The following is a 16,596-nucleotide window of genomic DNA, read 5'->3' as shown; positions in this document are numbered from 1 at the left end:
TATTGAAGTGCGTGGACCTTAGAAATCCATACCGCCCATACCGCCCATACCGCCCATGCCACCCATGCCGCCGCCGGGCATGCCGGCAGGCATGCCGCCGCCAGCCGACTCCTTCTTCGGAGCCTCCGCGATCATGGCTTCGGTGGTGACCAGCAGGCCGGCGACCGAGGCCGCGTCCTGGAGAGCTGTGCGCACGACCTTGACCGGATCGACGATACCCATGGCGATCATGTCGCCATATTCGCCGGTCTGGGCATTGAAGCCGAAGGTCGGGCCCGTGTTCTCGAGGATCTTGCCGGCAACGATCGATGCTTCCGCACCGGCGTTGGCCGCGATCTGGCGGGCCGGAGCCTGCAGCGCGCGACGCACGATGCTGATGCCAGCGGTCTGGTCGGAGTTGGCGCCGCTGACGGTGATGGCCAGCGAAGCGCGCAGGAGTGCGACGCCGCCGCCGGGAACGATGCCTTCTTCGACGGCCGCGCGGGTCGCGTTGAGGGCGTCGTCGACGCGGTCCTTCTTTTCCTTGACTTCGATCTCGGTCGCACCGCCGACGCGGATGACGGCAACGCCGCCCGCCAGCTTGGCGAGACGTTCCTGCAGCTTCTCCTTGTCGTAGTCCGAGGTGGTCTCCTCGATCTGCTGCTTGATCTGGGCGACGCGGCCCTGGATCTCGGCCTTCTTGCCGGCGCCGTCGACGATGGTGGTGTTCTCCTTGGAGATCGACACCTTCTTGGCGCGGCCGAGCATGTTGAGGCCAACATTCTCGAGCTTGATGCCGAGATCTTCCGAAATGACCTGGCCACCGGTGAGGATGGCGATGTCTTCCAGCATGGCCTTGCGGCGATCACCGAAGCCCGGCGCCTTGACGGCGGCGATCTTCAGGCCGCCACGCAGCTTGTTGACGACCAGCGTGGCCAAGGCCTCGCCTTCGACGTCTTCCGAGATGATGACCAGCGGCTTCGAGGTCTGCACGACAGCCTCGAGGATCGGCAGCATCGCCTGCAGGTTGGAGAGCTTCTTCTCGTGGAGGAGGATGTAGGCGTCTTCCAGATCCGCAACCATCTTGTCGGCGTTGGTGACGAAGTAGGGCGAGAGATAGCCGCGGTCGAACTGCATGCCTTCGACGACTTCGAGTTCGGTCTCGGCGGTCTTGGCCTCCTCGACCGTGATGACGCCCTCATTGCCGACCTTCTGCATCGCTTCGGCAATCATCGAGCCGACCGAAGCATCGCCATTGCCGGCGATGGTGCCGACCTGGGCAACCTCTTCCGAGGTCTTGATCTTCTTGGCATTCTTGATCAGCGTCGAGACGACGTCGCCAACCGCAAGGTCGATGCCGCGCTTCAGGTCCATCGGGTTCATGCCGGCGGCAACCGCCTTGTGGCCTTCCTGGACGATCGACTGCGCCAGAACGGTCGCGGTCGTGGTGCCGTCGCCGGCGATGTCGTTGGTCTTCGAAGCAACTTCGCGGACCATCTGCGCGCCCATGTTCTCGAACTTGTCCTCAAGCTCGATTTCCTTGGCGACGGTGACGCCGTCCTTGGTGATGCGCGGGGCGCCGAACGACTTGTCGATGACCACGTTGCGGCCCTTGGGGCCGAGCGTGACCTTCACTGCGTCGGCGAGGATGTTGACGCCGCGCAGCATGCGCTCACGGGCATCGCGAGAAAATTTTACGTCTTTGGCAGCCATTTTTAGCTCCTGGCAGGGGCTTGAATTGAGCCCTGGGATTTAAGTGATGGTGAGGCCGATATTCAGCCGATGATGCCCATGATGTCGGATTCCTTCATGATCAGAAGGTCTTCGCCATTGAGCTTGACTTCGGTGCCCGACCACTTGCCGAACAGGATGCGATCGCCGGCCTTGACGTCCAGCGGGACGAGCTTGCCGGCTTCGTCGCGGGCGCCGGAACCAACGGCGATGATCTCGCCTTCCTGCGGCTTTTCCTTCGCCGTGTCGGGGATGATGATCCCGCCGGCAGTCTTGGATTCGGATTCAACCCGGCGTACGACCACGCGGTCATGAAGCGGGCGGAACTTCGACTTTGCCATTTTTTATTCCTCGGTGAGAATGGTGAGAATAGTTCCTCCGTCCGGCGGCGCCGGACAAACCTATAAGCCCGGCGGCGCCGGACCTACGCTTAGCACTCACCAATGGCGAGTGCTAACGTGGCGGTGAGATAAGCCGGTGGCTGGCGAGAGTCAAGGCGCTGAGTGAGCTGATCGACAGCCGCAGCCTGCTTCGAACTGATACTTGACTAAGTCAACTAAATGGTTGATCTTGTGCTGGCAGGAGATGCCATGACGATTCATCATCAACCCGGCAGGGAGCGGATCGATGCGGCGCGGGGCTTCAACCGCTTCTACACCCGCCAGATCGGGCTGCTCGATGAAGGGCTGCTGAAAAGCGCCTTCTCGCTGACCGAGGCTCGGGTGCTCTATGAACTGGCGCATCGCGATGGCCTGACCGCCACCGATCTTGCGCGCGATCTCGGTCTCGACCCCGGCTATCTCAGCCGGTTGCTGAAAAAATTCGAGGAGCGTGGTCTGGTCGAGCGCGTGGCGACGCGAGCCGATGCGCGGCGCTCGTCGATTGCGCTGACGCCGGCGGGAAGAGCGGCGTTCGCGCCGCTGAACCAGGGTTCGCACGATCAGGTCGCGGCCCTGCTCGAGCGGCTTTCCGCACCGGAACAGGACAGGCTGGTCAAGGCGATGCAGACGGTGCAGCACCTACTGGGCGAGAGTGCAGAGCCCAAGGTCCTTTACATGCTGCGGTCCTTGCAGGTCGGCGACATCGGCTGGATCATCCATCGCCAGGGCCTGCTCTACGCGCAGGAATATGGCTGGGACGAAACTTATGAGGCGCTGGTCGCCGAAATCCTCGGCGCTTTCGCCAAATCCTACGATCCGAAATGGGAACGCAGCTGGATCGCCGAGCGGGAAGGGGAAGTCGTCGGCTCGGTCTTCGTCGTGCGCCAGTCGGACGCGGTGGCGAAGCTGCGCCTGCTCTACGTCGAACCCTCGGCGCGCGGTCTCGGCATCGGCAGGCGGCTGGTCGAGGAATGCATCCGCTTTGCCCGTGCCAAGGGCTACAAGACGTTGACGCTGTGGACCAACGACGTGCTCACCTCAGCGCGCCGCATCTACGAGGCGGCCGGGTTCAAGCTGGCCAATCAGGAACGCCACCACGCCTTCGGCAAGGATCTGGTCGGCCAGAACTGGAACCTGGAGTTGTAGCGTCTTTCCCTACTCCCCTTGTGGGACAAGGGGAGTAGGCAAGATAAGGCGGAGCGCCTCGACACTAGTCTCCAACACAAGTTGAAAACTGGCCCTTCCTCACCCGACCGGTATCCAGACTTCCAGCCCGCCATTGCCGCTGCGCGGATCGAATTCGGGGCCGTAGCGCTCGAATTCGGGCGCGTCGGCAATCTTGTGCCCGGAGGCCGGCAGCCATTTGTTCCAGATCGTGTTGACCGTGCGGCGGATGGTCGAGATGTGGCCACGATGGGCGAACACGGCGTATTTCTGCATCGGCACGCGTACGCGCGAAAACTCCTTCGGCAGGTCCGAAAAATCGGACACCTCGACGCCGGCGATATAGTCGAAATTGCCTGCATCGTCGCCGTTGACGCAGACGCCATAGGCGACGTCGCCGACCTCGCCTGGAATGTTGCCGATATAGGGGCCGAACCGCTGCCACTGCATCGGGATGCCGGCGCTGGTTTCGCAGCTGTAGCGCTCGCCGAGACCGGCGATGAGGAACGGCCGGCTGGTTTCGAAACGCGGCGGCTCGAGATTGGTGAGGAAGGACTGGTCCATCAGGATCGGCTCCACGAGATCGAGGTTTTTGAGCGAGCCTTGCGCGCGCACCAGTTCCGGCGTGGTGCCGAACTGGTCGCGGAAGGCACGGGTGAAAGCCTCATGCGAGGCATAGCCGGCGTCGAGCGCGACCGAGAGGATGTCCGGTGCGCCGGCGGCGAGCCTGCGCGCCGCCTCGGTCAGGCGGCGAGAACGCAGGTAGCCCATCACCGAACGTCCGGTCGCCGCGCCGAAAGCCCGCGTCACGTGAAAGCGCGACACGCCGCTGCTGTTGGCGACATCGTCGAGCGAGATGGCCTCCGGCAGATGGCTTTCGACGAACCACAGCGCTTTCTCGGTCGGGTTCATATGGCTCCTCGCTGTGGGACTGCGCATTGGCCAGGTCATGGTATCGCTTACTGGTGGAGGCAGTTTGATCGAAATTGCGCACCGCGCAATGCGACGGTGATCGGCAAGCCGAAAGCGTTGGGCGAAGGGGTTGACAGGCGCAGGCGTTGTCTTTTAAGTAGTAACGTTATTACATTACGAGATTCGGTATGCTCGTTCTGACAAGACCATTGCTCGCGGGGCACTCCGGAACCCGGAAATTTATTGCGCTGGGATTGGCGGAAAACTAGGGTGGCTGACTGATGGTCCCCAAGCCGAAAGGCGAGGGGTGAAAAGGGAACACGGTGAGATCTTCGGATCGAGGCCGTGGCTGCCCCCGCAACTGTAAGCGGCGAGCAAAATCCGAAATGCCACTGGCCAAGGCTGGGAAGGCAGGATGGCGCAAGGACCCGCGAGCCAGGAGACCTGCCATCGCACGAGTTGACCGGACGGGGTGTGCCGGGAGGAGACGTGGACATCGGTCTTGTCGGCCGGTCCAGCTTCCTTCCGTCGCCATTTGAGAAAGTGACGGTAAGTTGGATGCCTGCCAGCCTCTTCTTGAAGCGCGTGAACTGAGCGCCACGGCGAATGGCCAGCGCCTGGTCAGTGCGGTCAGCCTTTCCGTCGCGGCGGGAGACCGCCTCGCCATCATCGGTCCCAACGGCGCCGGCAAGACGACGCTGCTGCGCATGCTATGCGGCACGCTGCGTCCGAGCGCGGGAGGTGTCAGATTTTCCGGACGCCGGCTGGAGACATTTCCGGCCGCCGAGCGGGCGCTGCACATGGCGGTCGTCGGCCAGACCGATCAGCCCGATCCGCGGCTTGCCGTGATCGACTACGTCGGACTTGGGCGGGTCCCGCATGCCGGCTGGCGACGCAGGAGCGAGCAACGCGACGTCGTCGCCGAAGCGCTTCGCAGAACTGGCCTGCTGCCGCTGCTCGGCCGCACGATCGGCTCGCTGTCGGGTGGTGAGCGGCAACGCGCCCAGTTGGCGCGCGCCATCGCCCAGGAGCCGAAAATCCTGTTCCTCGATGAACCGACCAATCATCTCGATCCGCGCGCCCGCAGCGAACTTCTCGAACTCGTATCGCAGCTTGGCATGACCGTCGTGGCGGTGCTGCATGATCTGTCGCTGGTCACGCCATTTGCCACCAGGGTCGCGGTGATGAACGAGGCCCGGCTGCAGGCACTCGCCGGTCCGCGCGAGGCGCTGACCAAGCAGTTGATCCGCGAGATTTTCGGCGTCGACGTGCTTCGGCTGCGCCATCCGACCGAAGACCGCGAACTCACGGTGTTCGAAGTCCCGAACCGTGCCTCTTCTGATCTAACCAAGGAGCAACATCCGTGAAACGCCTCGCACTGTCTTTTGCCTCTCTGCTGCTTGCCCAGACCGCCTTCGCTTTCCCGGTAACAGTCGACAGCTGCGGTACGCCGCTGACGTTCGACGCCGCGCCGAAGCGTGCCGTCATCCAGGATATGAACATGGCCGAGATGGCCTTCGCGCTGGGGCTGCAACCGTCGATCGTCGGCCTGACCGGCATCACCGGATGGTACAAGGTCGGTCCGGAATTCAAGGCCAAGCAGGGCGCGATCCCTGAACTTGCGCCGAAATACCCGGCGCTCGAAAACCTGGTCGCGGTCGAGCCCGATTTCTTCTTCGCCGGCTGGTATTACGGTATGAAGCCGGGCGGCGAGGTAACGCCAGATACGCTGGCGCCGCACGGCGTCAAGACGCTGGTGCTGACGGAAAGCTGCGTCCATCTCGACAACAACCGCCCCGCCGCCTCGATGGACCTGCTCTACGGCGACATCGAAAAGCTGGGCAGGATTTTCGGCAAGCAAGCCAAGGCGGAAAAACTCGTTTCAGGCTGGAAAGCGCAACTCGCCGATATCACGGCAAAGGCCGGCGACCGCGAGCGGACGCGGGTGTTTCTCTACGACTCCGGCGAAGACAAACCCTTCACATCAGGCAAGTTCGCGATCCCCAGCGCCATGATCGCCGCTGCCGGCGGCGACAACATCATGGCCGACATGCAGACGAACTGGGGCAACACGGACTGGGAAACGGTCGCTTCCCGCAATCCGCAGTTCCTGATCCTGCTCGACTACCAGGACGGCGGCGGTTACAGGAAACTGCTCGACTTCCTCAAAGTCCATCCGGCAATGAAGGAGACCGATGCGGTCAGGAGCGAGCGCTTCGTCGCGCTGCGCTATGCCGAGCTGACGCCCGGACCTGCTAACATCGAGGCGATCGGCAAGATCGCCAGCGCGATGCACCCGGAAGCCTTCTGAGCTTGCGCCACAGGGCGTTCGAATTGGCCATGGCAGCAGGAGCGGCAGCAATCGCCGCTCTTGCTCTGCTGTCGATCGCCTATGGATCGACAGTCATAGCGTTGAGCGACGTGATTGCTGCGCTCGGACATGCGGCCGGGCTGGACGGAGACCTCGTGCCCGGCTCAGTCGGCAATATCCCGGTCGCCAAGATCCCGGTTGCCAAGATTGTCGTCGATCTCAGGCTGCCGCGCACCATCATGGCGATCTGTGTCGGCGCAGGGCTGGGCGTCATCGGCGCGCTGCTGCAGACGGTAACCCGAAACGATCTCGCCGATCCATTCCTGTTCGGGCTGTCCTCCGGTGCCGCGGCCGGCGCTGTTTCCGTCATCACCATTTTTGGCGACCGTTTCGGCATCTGGACGTTGCCGGTTGCCGCCTTCACCGGCGGCATTTTGGCCGCCGGCATCGTGCTTTTGCTGGTTTCGCGGGTGAGGGGGCAAGGCCCCGAACGGCTGATACTGGCCGGGCTTGCCGTCTCGTTCATGTTCATCGCCCTGACCAACTATCTCGTCTTCGCCGGAGACCAGCGCGCCGCTCACTCGGTTTTGTTCTGGACCATGGGCGGGCTCGGCCTAGCGCGATGGGACAATGTCGGGCTGGCTGCTCTTGGCGCGTGCACCATTCTTGCTTATGGCCTGTGGAACCATCGCAAGCTCGACGCCTTCCTGGCCGGCGAGAATGCTGCCGAAAGCCTCGGCGTGCCGGTTGTGCGGATGCGCAGGACGGCGTTTCTCGTCGCTGCCTTCTCGACGGCGATCCTGGTCTCGGTCGTAGGTGTCATCGGTTTCGTCGGGCTGATGATCCCGCATCTGTCCCGGCCCCTGGCCGGCCCGTTGCATCTGCGCCTGATTGCAAGCTGCGCCCTCTTCGGAGCGGTGCTGCTGCTAGCAAGTGACCTTCTGGCGCGCACGCTGCTGCCGCCGCAGGAACTGCCGATCGGCATCATCACCAGTTCGGTCGGCGCTTTCTTCGTGGTCACCATGCTCATTCGCAATCGTTCATGATGGGCTGCCATGCACACTTGCCGGCTTCTGGCACAATGCCGAGTCTTTGGACTGACCTCTGGGACCGGCGCAGCGCGCCGAACCGCCCGTCGAGATTTTCACCGGCAGGATCGGCCATCATGTGCGATGGGCCTGCACGAGATTGGCTCCACCTTCTCCCCTTGTGGGCCCCCTTGTGGGAGAAGGTGGCCGCGAAGCGGCCGGATGAGGGGTGCTCCAGCTTGGAACCGACAGCGCTCCGGCCAGCACCCTCAACCGTCTCGGCGCTGCGCGCCGATCCACCTTCTCCCACAAGGGGAGAAGGCAAGAACTGCGCCATGCCCCGGCATCGACCCGGTTCACATGCCATTAGTATATCTGGACCACTATGCGGTCGCTTAGCTTGCAGCGAGCTTTCCTTGCTTTGCGCCAGGCGCCGAACCGGAGGAACTGTGTTTGGTCACGAAATCATCGAGGCAAGCCGCCCAGGCGCCCGAATCGACCGAGCTTGCCACGCTGGCGAAACTGGCGGGCTCCTCGTACGAGACGCTCGAGCGCGAACTCAGGGCTACGATCGCAACACTCGAGCAACAGGCGCTGCGATTCGAGACGGCGATCGACAACATCTCGCAAGGCATCTGCTTTTTCGACGCCGCTGAACGGCTGATCCTGTGCAACCGCCGCTATGCGGAAATTTACCGCATCGCGCCCGAACACTTGCGCCCCGGCCGGACGCTGGGCGAAATCGTCGAACGCCGCATCGCTGCCGGGACATCCGCGATGGCCAGCGACGCTTATCTCGCATTCGCCCGAGCGGTCAATTCGGGCACGACTTTGAGAAACTGGACCGCCAATCTCACCGACGGCCGGACAATTCAGATATGCCATCAGCCGATGCCTGACGGCGGATGGGTGGCCACGCATGAGGACATAACGGAACTCACCGCCAATCGCCTGATCGTCGACGAGCGCATCTCGCTGCAAACGCTGATCGACTGGGTGCCCGACTACCTGTGGGTGAAGGACACCGAAAGCCGCTTCGTCGTCGCCAACAGGGCCATTGCTTCCGACAGCGGCAAGGCCAAAACCAGTGACATGATCGGTTTGACCGATTCCGATCTTCATGCCCCCGACCTTGCGCAGAAGTTTCGCGCCATCGAGCAAGGCGTGCTGCGCAGCGGACAGCCGATGATCGATGAGGAAGAGTTCGTTGTCGATGCGTCAGGCGCCGGCAAATGGTTTTCGTCGACGAAGGTGCCGTTGCGCAATGTTCAAAACGATATCTTCGGTCTGGTCGGCATCGCCCACGACATCACCGCCCGCAAGCAAGCGGACACCCTTCGAGACGGGCAGGCGCAGATACTGGAAATGATCGCGACGAGCGCCCCGCTCGAAGATGTGCTCGACTGCCTCATGCGCCTCGCCGAGTCTCAGTTGACTGGGATATTCGGTTCCGTCCTGTTGCTCGACAAGGATGGCAGCCACTTGCGGCACGGCGCCGCGCCGAGCTTGGCAAAGGCCTATACGAGCGCCATCGACGGGATCGCCGTCGGCCCCAAAATGGGATCCTGCGGAACCGCTGCCTACCGGCGCGAGCCAGTCATTGTCGCGGACATCATGCACGACCCGCTTTGGCACGATCACTGCGAATTGGCGGCGGCCTATGGCTACCGTTCGTGCTGGTCGACCCCGATCCTGTCGCACCAGGGCGCTGTGCTGGGCGCCTTTGCCATGTACTCGATGACCGTGCGCGAGCCGACCGCGGCCGAGACCCGGCTCATCGATTTCACGACGCGTATTGCCGGGATCGCCATCGAGCGCAAGCTGGCCGAAGATCGGATCCACTTCATGGCCAACCATGATGTGCTGACCGGACTGCCCAATCGCGCTCTGCTCGAGGACCGGCTTTCGCAGGCGATCCTCTACGCGCAGCGATACGATCGCTGGGTGACGGTGGTGTTCATCGATCTGGACAATTTCAAACTCGTCAATGACACGCTTGGCCACAATGCCGGGGACGAGCTGTTGAAGACCGTAGCCGGCCGTATCGTCGAGCGCGTAAGGGCGACCGATACGGTCGTGCGGCTTGGTGGCGACGAATTCGTCGTCGTTCTGTTGGATCAACCGACGAATGTCGATCTCATCTCCGAGACCCTGCAAACAATTCGGGCGGCGATTGCAGAGCCGGTTCAGCTCGGAGCACATCGGCTGAGGGCGACGGCCAGTATCGGCATCGCCAGCTACCCTAAGGATGGGACCAACCCCGACACGCTGCTGGCCAATGCCGATGCGGCCATGTATCGCGCCAAGGAATTCGGCCGCGACAATTTCCAGTTCTACGCTCCCGAATTCAACACCAGAGCGCATGAGAAATTCGTGCTTCAGGAGGACTTGCGTAACGCCCTGGCCCGTTCGGAATTCGCGCTGTTTTATCAGCCGCAGGTCGACCTTCGGTCGGGCCTCGTCTTTGCCGTCGAAGCGTTGCTTCGCTGGAATCATCCGACGCGGGGCATGATGGCACCGAACGCCTTCATTCCGACGGCCGAGGAGACAAGTCTGATCGTGCCGATCGGCGATTGGGTCCTGCACGAGGCCTGTCGGCAGAACAAGGCATGGCAGGATGCCGGCCTGCCGCCGATGACCGTCTGCGTGAATGTGTCGACGCGGCAATTCAGGGAAAAGAACCTGATCGGCCGCGTCGCCGATGCCCTGAAAGTCAGCGGTCTGGAGGCCAGATATCTCGAGCTGGAGGTGACCGAAAGCCTGATCATGCAGGATATCGACCTGGCGGTCGCAACGATGAACCAGCTGCAAAACCTGGGCGTTCAGATCTCGATCGACGATTTCGGAACAGGCTACTCCAGCCTCAGTGCGCTCAAGACCTTTCCAGTGGCGCGGCTGAAAATCGACAAGTCGTTCATCAACGATATCGCTGCTGACGAAAACGACCAGGCTGTCGCCAGCGCCGTAATATCATTGGGTCAAAATTTGAATCTGAGGGTCATTGCCGAGGGCGTCGAGACGGACGATCAGGTTGCCTTCTTGCGCAAGAACAACTGCGATGAAATGCAGGGCTATCATTTCAGCGAGCCGGTTTCGGCCCCTGACATCGAGAAAATGCTCAGTGGCGAACCCATGGATTGACGGGTCGACCATGATCTCCTCAGCCAAGGCGGCATTGCCGCCAGCGCGGATTGCCCTGTGCCCGCGTTGCTATTTGCCCAGGACAAGGCTCCAGTAACGCCGCGAGCTGTCGCGGCCGTCCCGCACATAGGCCAGGCCGAAGCGGGTGAAGCGCGGGTCGAGCATGTTGCGGCGGTGGCCGGCCGAATGCATCCAGATGTCGAACAGCTTCTGCTGATCGAAACGGCCCTCGGCGATGTTTTCGGCGGCAGCACCGGCAATGCCGTTGCCCTTGACGCGCAAAGCAAATCCCTTGCCCCAGCCGGTCGAGTGGGTCATGCGGCCGCCGCGCGCCATATAGCCGGACTGCTGCAGGGCTGCCTGTTCGAGCTGACGGTCGGGAACAAGCGGTTCGAGGCCGGCTGAGGCGCGGATGCCCGCCAGCGTGCCGACGGCGGAGGCGGAGACCCCGGCGCCTTCGCCGGTGGGCAGCACAGTGGCGCAAGCGGCAAGCCCGGCCAGTGCGGCAAGGCCGGCAGCTCTAAGCAGCATTCGCCTGTTTGGCGTCGGGCGCATTTCGTCAGAGCGGGGTTCTAGGGATGGTTGATTGGCGGTGTCGGTGAGCGTCATGCCTGCCTGACATAGCGGCAATAGTGGCTTTTGCCGGGCAGGCGTTCAGAAATCTCGTTCGCTGCCGCCTTAGCCGTCCGCGAACCCCGCTGATGCGCGCTGCGGCGCGATATTCTCCAAGCTTGCCGCCCAACCACCCCGGTAGCCGCATTGCTCAAGGGCGCTCCTGGCGGGCTATCTGGCAGACACCTGGCTGATCCCGGTATCGATCCAGGCACGCGTCTGTTCCAGAACTTCATCCGAAAGCGCGGGATCGTCGATAGCCCGGGCGAGGATCACTGCCCCCACCATCGCTGCCCAGCATCCGATCGCTGTGCGGCGTCTGTCTGCCGGATCCAACTCCGGCAGCGTCTTGCCGATACGGTCGATCTGCGAGCGAAGGCCTTCGGTCATGGCCGAGCGTGCAGCCGGGGTCTGATGGCGGATGTCCGCAACAAGGCCCGCTGTCGGGCAACCACCGGCGGCATTGTCGCGATGCCGGGGCGAAAGATAGGCATCTGCATAGGCGCGAAGGTCGCCCCCTCCGCTTGAGTCTGCGGCGATGACATGGGCAAGGGTTTGGGCGATCAGGTCGTCCTTCGAGCTGAAATGGCCATAGAAGCCGCCATGGGTGAGCCCAGCGGCTTTCATCACCTCCGCCACGCTGACCGCGTCGAACCCCTTGTCGCGAAACAGCCGGCTGGCAACATCCAGAATTCGGCGGCGGTTCTCCGCCATCTGTTCCCGACTGACCTTCATTTCAAAATCCTCCGCCGGCGCCGTTGACATTTACATGATGGGTATCATATTTACCTGCATTCATGATGATCGTCATGAATATAGAGTCCATCAGCGAAAAGAGCAATGCCATGACCATTCCGTCAGTCCTCATAACCGGCGCCTCCACCGGCATCGGAGCCGCCTATGCCGAGCGCTTCGCGCGCCGCGGGCACGACCTCGTGCTGGTTGCCCGTGACAAGGCACGAATGGAGGCCTTGGCGGCCCGTCTAAGTCAGGAAAACGGCGTGGCGATCGATATCATCCAGGCGGATCTTACGCAGCCTGCCGAGCTTGCAGCGGTGGAGACGAGGCTGCGCGAGGACGCCAGCATCGGAATTCTCCTCAACAATGCCGGAACGGCCATCGGCGGAAGTTTTATCGAGCAGAGCACCGATGACGTAGCGCGGCTGGTTGCGCTCAATACGACCGCGCTTCTGCGGCTTGCCAGCGCCATTGCCCCGCGTCTTGCGGCGGCCGGCGAAGGTGCGATCGTCAACATCGGCTCCGTCGTCGGCCTGGCGCCGGAGTTCGGCATGACGGTCTACGGCGCAACCAAAGCCTTCGTGCTGTTTTTGTCGCAGGGACTCAGCCTCGAGCTCGCGCCGAAGGGTGTCTACGTCCAGGCCGTGCTTCCCGCCACGACGCGAACGGAGATCTGGGGACATGTCGGCGCCGACGTCAACACGCTTTCCAACGTGATGGAGGTCGACGATCTGGTGGATGCGGCGCTGGTCGGCTTCGACCGCCGCGAGCTGGTGACCATCCCGCCGCTACCCGATGCCGGGCAGTGGGACGCGCTTCAGGCCGCACGCCAGGCCATGCTTCCGAACTATCGGAACGAACATCCCGCCGAGCGGTACCGCACGGTCGCCTGAGCACCAACGATCCCGTTTCGATAGACGACCCGCCGCGGCGGGGACAAACAAAGGTGACCTATGACAAGCACAACGCTGTTTGAGCCCTATACTCTCGGCTCGCTGACCCTCTCCAATCGTATCGTCATGGCGCCGCTGACGCGCAATCGCGCTGGCCCGGGCTTCGTTCCAGGCGATCTCGCCGCGCAGTACTACGGCCAGCGCGCGTCGGCCGGCCTGCTGATTTCCGAGGCCACGCAGATCTCGCAGCAGGGACAGGGCTACCAGGACACGCCCGGCATCTACACCCAGGCGCAGATCGGCGGCTGGCGCAAGGTCACCGACGCCGTGCACGCCAAGGGCGGGCGGATTTTCCTGCAGCTCTGGCATGTCGGTCGCGTCTCGCACGTCGATCTGCAGGAGAACGGCGCCGCCCCCGTCGCGCCCTCGGCGATCCGGGCCGCGACCAAGACCTTCGTCGGCAACGGCTTTGTCGACGTTTCGGAGCCCCGCGCACTCGAACTGGATGAATTGCCGGGCATCGTGGAGGATTTCCGCAAAGCAGCTGCGAACGCCATCGAGGCCGGCTTCGATGGCGTCGAGATTCACGGCGCCAACGGCTATCTGCTGGACCAATTCGCCAAGGACGGCGCGAACCTCCGCACGGATGCTTATGGCGGATCGGTCGAGAACCGCGCCCGGCTGATGCTGGAGGTTGCGACTGCGGTGGTCGAGGAGATCGGCGCTGAGCGCACCGGCATCCGGATTTCGCCCATCTCGCCCGCCAACGGCGTCTCGAGCAGCGCTCCCCAGGCGCAGTTTGACTATATCGTCGATCAACTCGATGCTTTGGGCATCGTCTACATCCATGTCGTCGAGGGCGCCACGGGCGGATCGCGCGATGTCGCGCCGTTCGACTTCGGATCACTCCGCCGGCGCTTCAACAACACCTATATCGCCAATAACGGCTATGACCTTGAGCTCGCGGGGTCGCGGCTTGCCGACGGCAAGGCGGACCTGTTCGCCTTCGGGCGACCGTTCATCGCCAATCCCGATCTTGTGGAACGGCTGCAGACGCGCGCGCCGCTGGCCGTGTTCGATCAGGCGACGCTCTATGGTGGCGGCTCCGCCGGCTATACCGACTATCCCGTGATCGCCGCTTCAAGCCAGCCATGAGCCATCAGGGTGCCGCGCCCGCGCGGCCATCCCACGTCGACAGCAGCGCCGGCGCCTTCGCCGGTGGGCAGCACGGTGGCGGCAAGGCGGCCTGCCTGACATAAACGCGATCCTGGCTGGCAAATAGATCGGGCGTGGATTGTTCCAGGCCCGATCAAATCAGCGCTCGGGCAGTTCAGGCCCTCGGTATCCCCGGCAGGGGGGCGACCAGCTCGTCGTCCGCCCCGTCTGCCTCCTCGAACAGACCGGCCCCGTCAGCATCCGTTTCCCGCGGCCGCGTCGAGACCAGATCCTTCAGAGAGCCACCGGCGCCGGCGATGCCGGCTTCCTTCAGGAGCGCGTCGATCAGAGACTTGTTGCCGGTGAACTTCAGCAACTGATCGGCCAGATCGCCCAGGCCCGAACGCCCGCCTTCGCCGCCCGAGCGACCGCCCGAAAATCCCGCCGTGTCGAACACGCGGATGCTATCGATACGGCTCGCCGGCTCCATCAGCGCCTTTAATGCTTCCGGCAGCATGGTGATCCGCGCCTGCGTCAGTTCAAGCTGGATCAGCCGGTCGGAGAGCAGGTTGCGCGCTTCGTTCGTCGCGCGGATGGTCGCGGCCTCCGCCTCGCCTTCCGCGATCACGCCTTCGGCGCGGACCTTCATCGCTTCCGCCGCCGCGCGGGCTTCTACCAGCGCCGCCTCGGCGCGGTCTTCCGCCGCTGCCTTTTCGGCGCTCGCGCCAACTGTCACCGACACAGCCTCAGATTCCGCCGCTTCCTGTGCTTGCAGAACGGCGATCTGCCTGGCACGGTCGGCGATTTCGCGTTCGCGCGCCGTCTGCACCTTTTCTTCAGCCGCAACCGTCAGCGCCTCGGCCTCGCGGGCCTTGGCTTCAGCCTGGCTGGTTTCCTGGCTCTTCTTGGCGATGGCCACCGCCATATTCTGGCGCGACAATTCAACCTCGCGCTCAGAGTTGATGCGCGCCTCTTCCTTGGCGCGCTGCGCTTCCGCCGCATGCTCGGCGATCTCGCGTTCGCGCGCGATCTGGGCGGCCTGTTCGGCGAGCTTCGCCGCTTCCTCGGCCTTGGCCATTTCGGAGCGGGTGGAGGCCTGCTTGGAGACTACGTCGCGCTCCTGCTCCAGCCGCGCCTCTTCCTCTTGCCGCTTCAACGCGTACTTTTCGCGCGAGGCGTTCAGGTCCTGCTCGGCAATCGCCACTTCGGTCTTCCGCGTCACCTCGTTGCGCTCCTTGCGGCGCTGTTCGGTGATGGTTGTCAGCTTGGCCAAACCGACGGCGTCGAAGGCGTTGGTTTCGTTGAAGAACTCACGCGGCGAGGTCGAGGCCCGTCAACGACACCGATTCCAGCTCCAGCCCGTTCGAGCGCAGATCGGTCTCGACTGCGTCCTGCACCGCCTTAACGAAGTCCGAGCGATTCTCATGCAGCTGATCGAGGGTGTTGCGCGCGGCGACGGAGCGCAGCGCGTCGACCAGCTTGGCTTCCACCAGATCCTGGATTGCCTTCGGGTCGTTGACACGGTCGCCCAGTGTCTGCGCAGCGAGGCCGATGCCGTCATCCGTGCCGTCGACGCGTACGTAAAACTCGGCACGGATGTCGACGCGCATGCGGTCAGAGGTGATGAAGGCGTCCTCGCGGCGGCGGTCGACCACCAGCTTGACGGTGTTGAGCTTGACCTTCGCCAGCGCATGCAAGATGGGCAGGATCAGCGCGCCGCCGTCTTTGACCACTCTGCGGCCGCCGACGCCGGTACGCACGAAGGCCTCGTCACGTTCGGCGCGCTGGTAGAGCCGCCCGAGCACAAAGCCGATCACCGCGATCACGAAGAGAACGATGCCGACCCAGATCAGAAATTGAACCATATTGTCCATAACTTGCCCCCAGATTTGAAAGTGTTTGATGTTCAGCTTTGCCCAAAGCTCTGGCTAGATGTGCTCCTCGAACGGCACTACCAGCCAGACACGACCAGGTCCCTCGGCGGCTTTCACCACCACGACTAAGGCGCCTTTCTCGATTTTCATTCCCGCGTCTGCGGGCCGCGCCCGCAGCGTATGCAATTCGCCATGCTCATCGCGCACTCGGATCGAGCCGGGCCGACCGTCGTCCAGCGGCCCGAGCGTGACCGTGCCGCGACGCCCGACCAGATGATCGTGGTTGACGGCGTAGCTCTCGTCCTGCGGCAGGAGATGAGCGATCCAGCCGCCGGTGATCTTCGTGACCATCACCGCCGCCGGCGCCGCGCCAAAAGCGTAGCTCCACGCCGGCAAGGCCGGGAAGATCTGCCACAGCATGATGCCGACCATGCCGAACGTGACCAGCAGAAGCAGTATCAGGATGGCGAAGGGTACCCGACCGAAATTCAACCAATCGAATACGTCGCCCAGATGTGTGGCGTCGAGGAGGTGGTCGACCGCGCCGTCTTCGCCGCTACCATGGTCAAAATGCCCGGCTCCAACAAAGAACAGGACGATCTGCAGGACACCCAGCAACATCCCTGCCAGCAATGGATAGAGATAGAGCGCCGGCGCGTGGAGAATTTCTGCCATCGG

Annotated in this window: 15 protein-coding genes and 1 riboswitch; of the genes, 7 read left to right on the top strand and 8 right to left on the bottom strand. The window is 63.2% G+C overall.

The window, feature by feature from the left end; all coding sequences use genetic code 11:
- Positions 1–18: 18 nt before the first annotated feature.
- Together groL and groES are read right to left on the bottom strand one after the other, a co-directional pair.
- A complete protein-coding gene (gene groL, locus AC0L2K_RS23555; RefSeq protein ID WP_473532446.1) occupies positions 19–1,692 on the bottom strand; it encodes a chaperonin GroEL in 1,674 nt (557 codons plus the stop codon).
- 62 nt (positions 1,693–1,754) lie between these two features.
- Positions 1,755–2,051: a co-chaperone GroES gene (groES, locus tag AC0L2K_RS23550; RefSeq protein WP_006203049.1), complete on the bottom strand. Its 297-nt coding sequence runs from the start codon at positions 2,049–2,051 to the stop codon at positions 1,755–1,757.
- A gap of 249 nt (positions 2,052–2,300) precedes the next feature.
- Between groES and AC0L2K_RS23545 the strand changes: the two genes are divergently transcribed.
- Positions 2,301–3,236 carry a bifunctional helix-turn-helix transcriptional regulator/GNAT family N-acetyltransferase gene (locus tag AC0L2K_RS23545; RefSeq protein WP_473532445.1) on the top strand — a complete coding sequence of 312 codons (936 nt, stop codon included), beginning with the start codon at positions 2,301–2,303 and terminating at the stop codon, positions 3,234–3,236.
- A 99-nt stretch (positions 3,237–3,335) separates the two neighbouring features.
- On the opposite strand, the gene AC0L2K_RS23540 is transcribed toward AC0L2K_RS23545, so the two are convergent.
- Positions 3,336–4,166, bottom strand: a complete 831-nt coding sequence (locus AC0L2K_RS23540) for an AraC family transcriptional regulator (RefSeq protein WP_128169747.1) — start codon at positions 4,164–4,166, stop codon at positions 3,336–3,338.
- A gap of 265 nt (positions 4,167–4,431) precedes the next feature.
- Positions 4,432–4,632: riboswitch (cobalamin riboswitch) on the top strand.
- 88 nt (positions 4,633–4,720) lie between these two features.
- Between AC0L2K_RS23540 and AC0L2K_RS23535 the strand changes: the two genes are divergently transcribed.
- The 4 genes from AC0L2K_RS23535 (at position 4,721) to AC0L2K_RS23520 (ending at position 10,646) form a co-directional block, all read left to right on the top strand.
- The gene (locus AC0L2K_RS23535) at positions 4,721–5,533 is read left to right on the top strand and encodes an ABC transporter ATP-binding protein (protein WP_473532444.1); all 813 of its coding nucleotides are present in this window, start codon (positions 4,721–4,723) and stop codon (positions 5,531–5,533) included.
- Entirely contained in the window at positions 5,530–6,477 is a 948-nt protein-coding gene (locus tag AC0L2K_RS23530) for an ABC transporter substrate-binding protein (RefSeq protein ID WP_128169749.1), read from the top strand. The genes AC0L2K_RS23535 and AC0L2K_RS23530 overlap by 4 nt, the downstream gene beginning before the upstream one ends.
- 29 nt (positions 6,478–6,506) lie before the next feature.
- A complete protein-coding gene (locus AC0L2K_RS23525) occupies positions 6,507–7,523 on the top strand; it encodes a FecCD family ABC transporter permease (protein ID WP_128169750.1) in 1,017 nt (338 codons plus the stop codon).
- 435 nt (positions 7,524–7,958) lie between these two features.
- A complete protein-coding gene (locus AC0L2K_RS23520) occupies positions 7,959–10,646 on the top strand; it encodes an EAL domain-containing protein (RefSeq protein WP_473532443.1) in 2,688 nt (895 codons plus the stop codon).
- A 69-nt stretch (positions 10,647–10,715) separates the two neighbouring features.
- Here the strand turns inward: AC0L2K_RS23520 and AC0L2K_RS23515 are convergent, their stop codons facing one another.
- Positions 10,716–11,201 (bottom strand): CAP domain-containing protein, encoded by a 486-nt coding sequence (locus AC0L2K_RS23515; protein WP_128169800.1) that lies wholly within the window; start codon positions 11,199–11,201, stop codon positions 10,716–10,718.
- 228 nt (positions 11,202–11,429) lie between these two features.
- Positions 11,430–11,993: a TetR/AcrR family transcriptional regulator gene (locus AC0L2K_RS23510; RefSeq protein WP_023802251.1), complete on the bottom strand. Its 564-nt coding sequence runs from the start codon at positions 11,991–11,993 to the stop codon at positions 11,430–11,432.
- A gap of 74 nt (positions 11,994–12,067) precedes the next feature.
- On the opposite strand from AC0L2K_RS23510, the gene AC0L2K_RS23505 reads away from it, so the two are divergent.
- On the top strand, positions 12,068–12,889 hold the full coding sequence (locus tag AC0L2K_RS23505) for an SDR family NAD(P)-dependent oxidoreductase (RefSeq protein ID WP_245277788.1): 822 nt from the start codon (positions 12,068–12,070) through the stop codon (positions 12,887–12,889).
- A gap of 60 nt (positions 12,890–12,949) precedes the next feature.
- Positions 12,950–14,044: an alkene reductase gene (locus tag AC0L2K_RS23500; RefSeq protein ID WP_128176988.1), complete on the top strand. Its 1,095-nt coding sequence runs from the start codon at positions 12,950–12,952 to the stop codon at positions 14,042–14,044.
- A 175-nt stretch (positions 14,045–14,219) separates the two neighbouring features.
- Here the strand turns inward: AC0L2K_RS23500 and AC0L2K_RS23495 are convergent, their stop codons facing one another.
- From AC0L2K_RS23495 to AC0L2K_RS23485, 3 genes are read right to left on the bottom strand one after another with little or no spacing between them, the layout of a single operon-like run.
- A complete protein-coding gene (locus tag AC0L2K_RS23495; protein ID WP_473532442.1) occupies positions 14,220–15,317 on the bottom strand; it encodes a flotillin domain-containing protein in 1,098 nt (365 codons plus the stop codon).
- 37 nt (positions 15,318–15,354) lie between these two features.
- Positions 15,355–15,918, bottom strand: a complete 564-nt coding sequence (locus AC0L2K_RS23490) for a flotillin family protein (protein ID WP_473532441.1) — start codon at positions 15,916–15,918, stop codon at positions 15,355–15,357.
- Between the two features lie 54 nt (positions 15,919–15,972).
- The gene (locus AC0L2K_RS23485) at positions 15,973–16,593 is read right to left on the bottom strand and encodes an OB-fold-containig protein (protein WP_287174726.1); all 621 of its coding nucleotides are present in this window, start codon (positions 16,591–16,593) and stop codon (positions 15,973–15,975) included.
- Positions 16,594–16,596 lie beyond the last annotated feature (3 nt).

Source organism: Mesorhizobium sp. WSM4817, assembly GCF_055811135.1.
This window is presented reverse-complemented; position numbering and strand designations above follow the sequence as displayed.

Excerpts from the sequence above, each read along its gene's own strand:
- groL (WP_473532446.1), bottom strand. The coding sequence starts at position 1,692 with ATGGCTGCCAAAGACGTAAAATTTTCTCGCGATGCCCGTGAGCGCATG.
- groES (WP_006203049.1), bottom strand. The coding sequence starts at position 2,051 with ATGGCAAAGTCGAAGTTCCGCCCGCTTCATGACCGCGTGGTCGTACGC.
- AC0L2K_RS23545 (WP_473532445.1), top strand. The coding sequence starts at position 2,301 with ATGACGATTCATCATCAACCCGGCAGGGAGCGGATCGATGCGGCGCGG.
- AC0L2K_RS23540 (WP_128169747.1), bottom strand. The coding sequence starts at position 4,166 with ATGAACCCGACCGAGAAAGCGCTGTGGTTCGTCGAAAGCCATCTGCCG.
- AC0L2K_RS23525 (WP_128169750.1), top strand. The coding sequence starts at position 6,507 with ATGGCAGCAGGAGCGGCAGCAATCGCCGCTCTTGCTCTGCTGTCGATC.
- AC0L2K_RS23515 (WP_128169800.1), bottom strand. The coding sequence starts at position 11,201 with ATGCGCCCGACGCCAAACAGGCGAATGCTGCTTAGAGCTGCCGGCCTT.
- AC0L2K_RS23510 (WP_023802251.1), bottom strand. The coding sequence starts at position 11,993 with ATGAAGGTCAGTCGGGAACAGATGGCGGAGAACCGCCGCCGAATTCTG.
- AC0L2K_RS23505 (WP_245277788.1), top strand. The coding sequence starts at position 12,068 with ATGAATATAGAGTCCATCAGCGAAAAGAGCAATGCCATGACCATTCCG.
- AC0L2K_RS23500 (WP_128176988.1), top strand. The coding sequence starts at position 12,950 with ATGACAAGCACAACGCTGTTTGAGCCCTATACTCTCGGCTCGCTGACC.
- AC0L2K_RS23490 (WP_473532441.1), bottom strand. The coding sequence starts at position 15,918 with ATGGACAATATGGTTCAATTTCTGATCTGGGTCGGCATCGTTCTCTTC.
- AC0L2K_RS23485 (WP_287174726.1), bottom strand. The coding sequence starts at position 16,593 with ATGGCAGAAATTCTCCACGCGCCGGCGCTCTATCTCTATCCATTGCTG.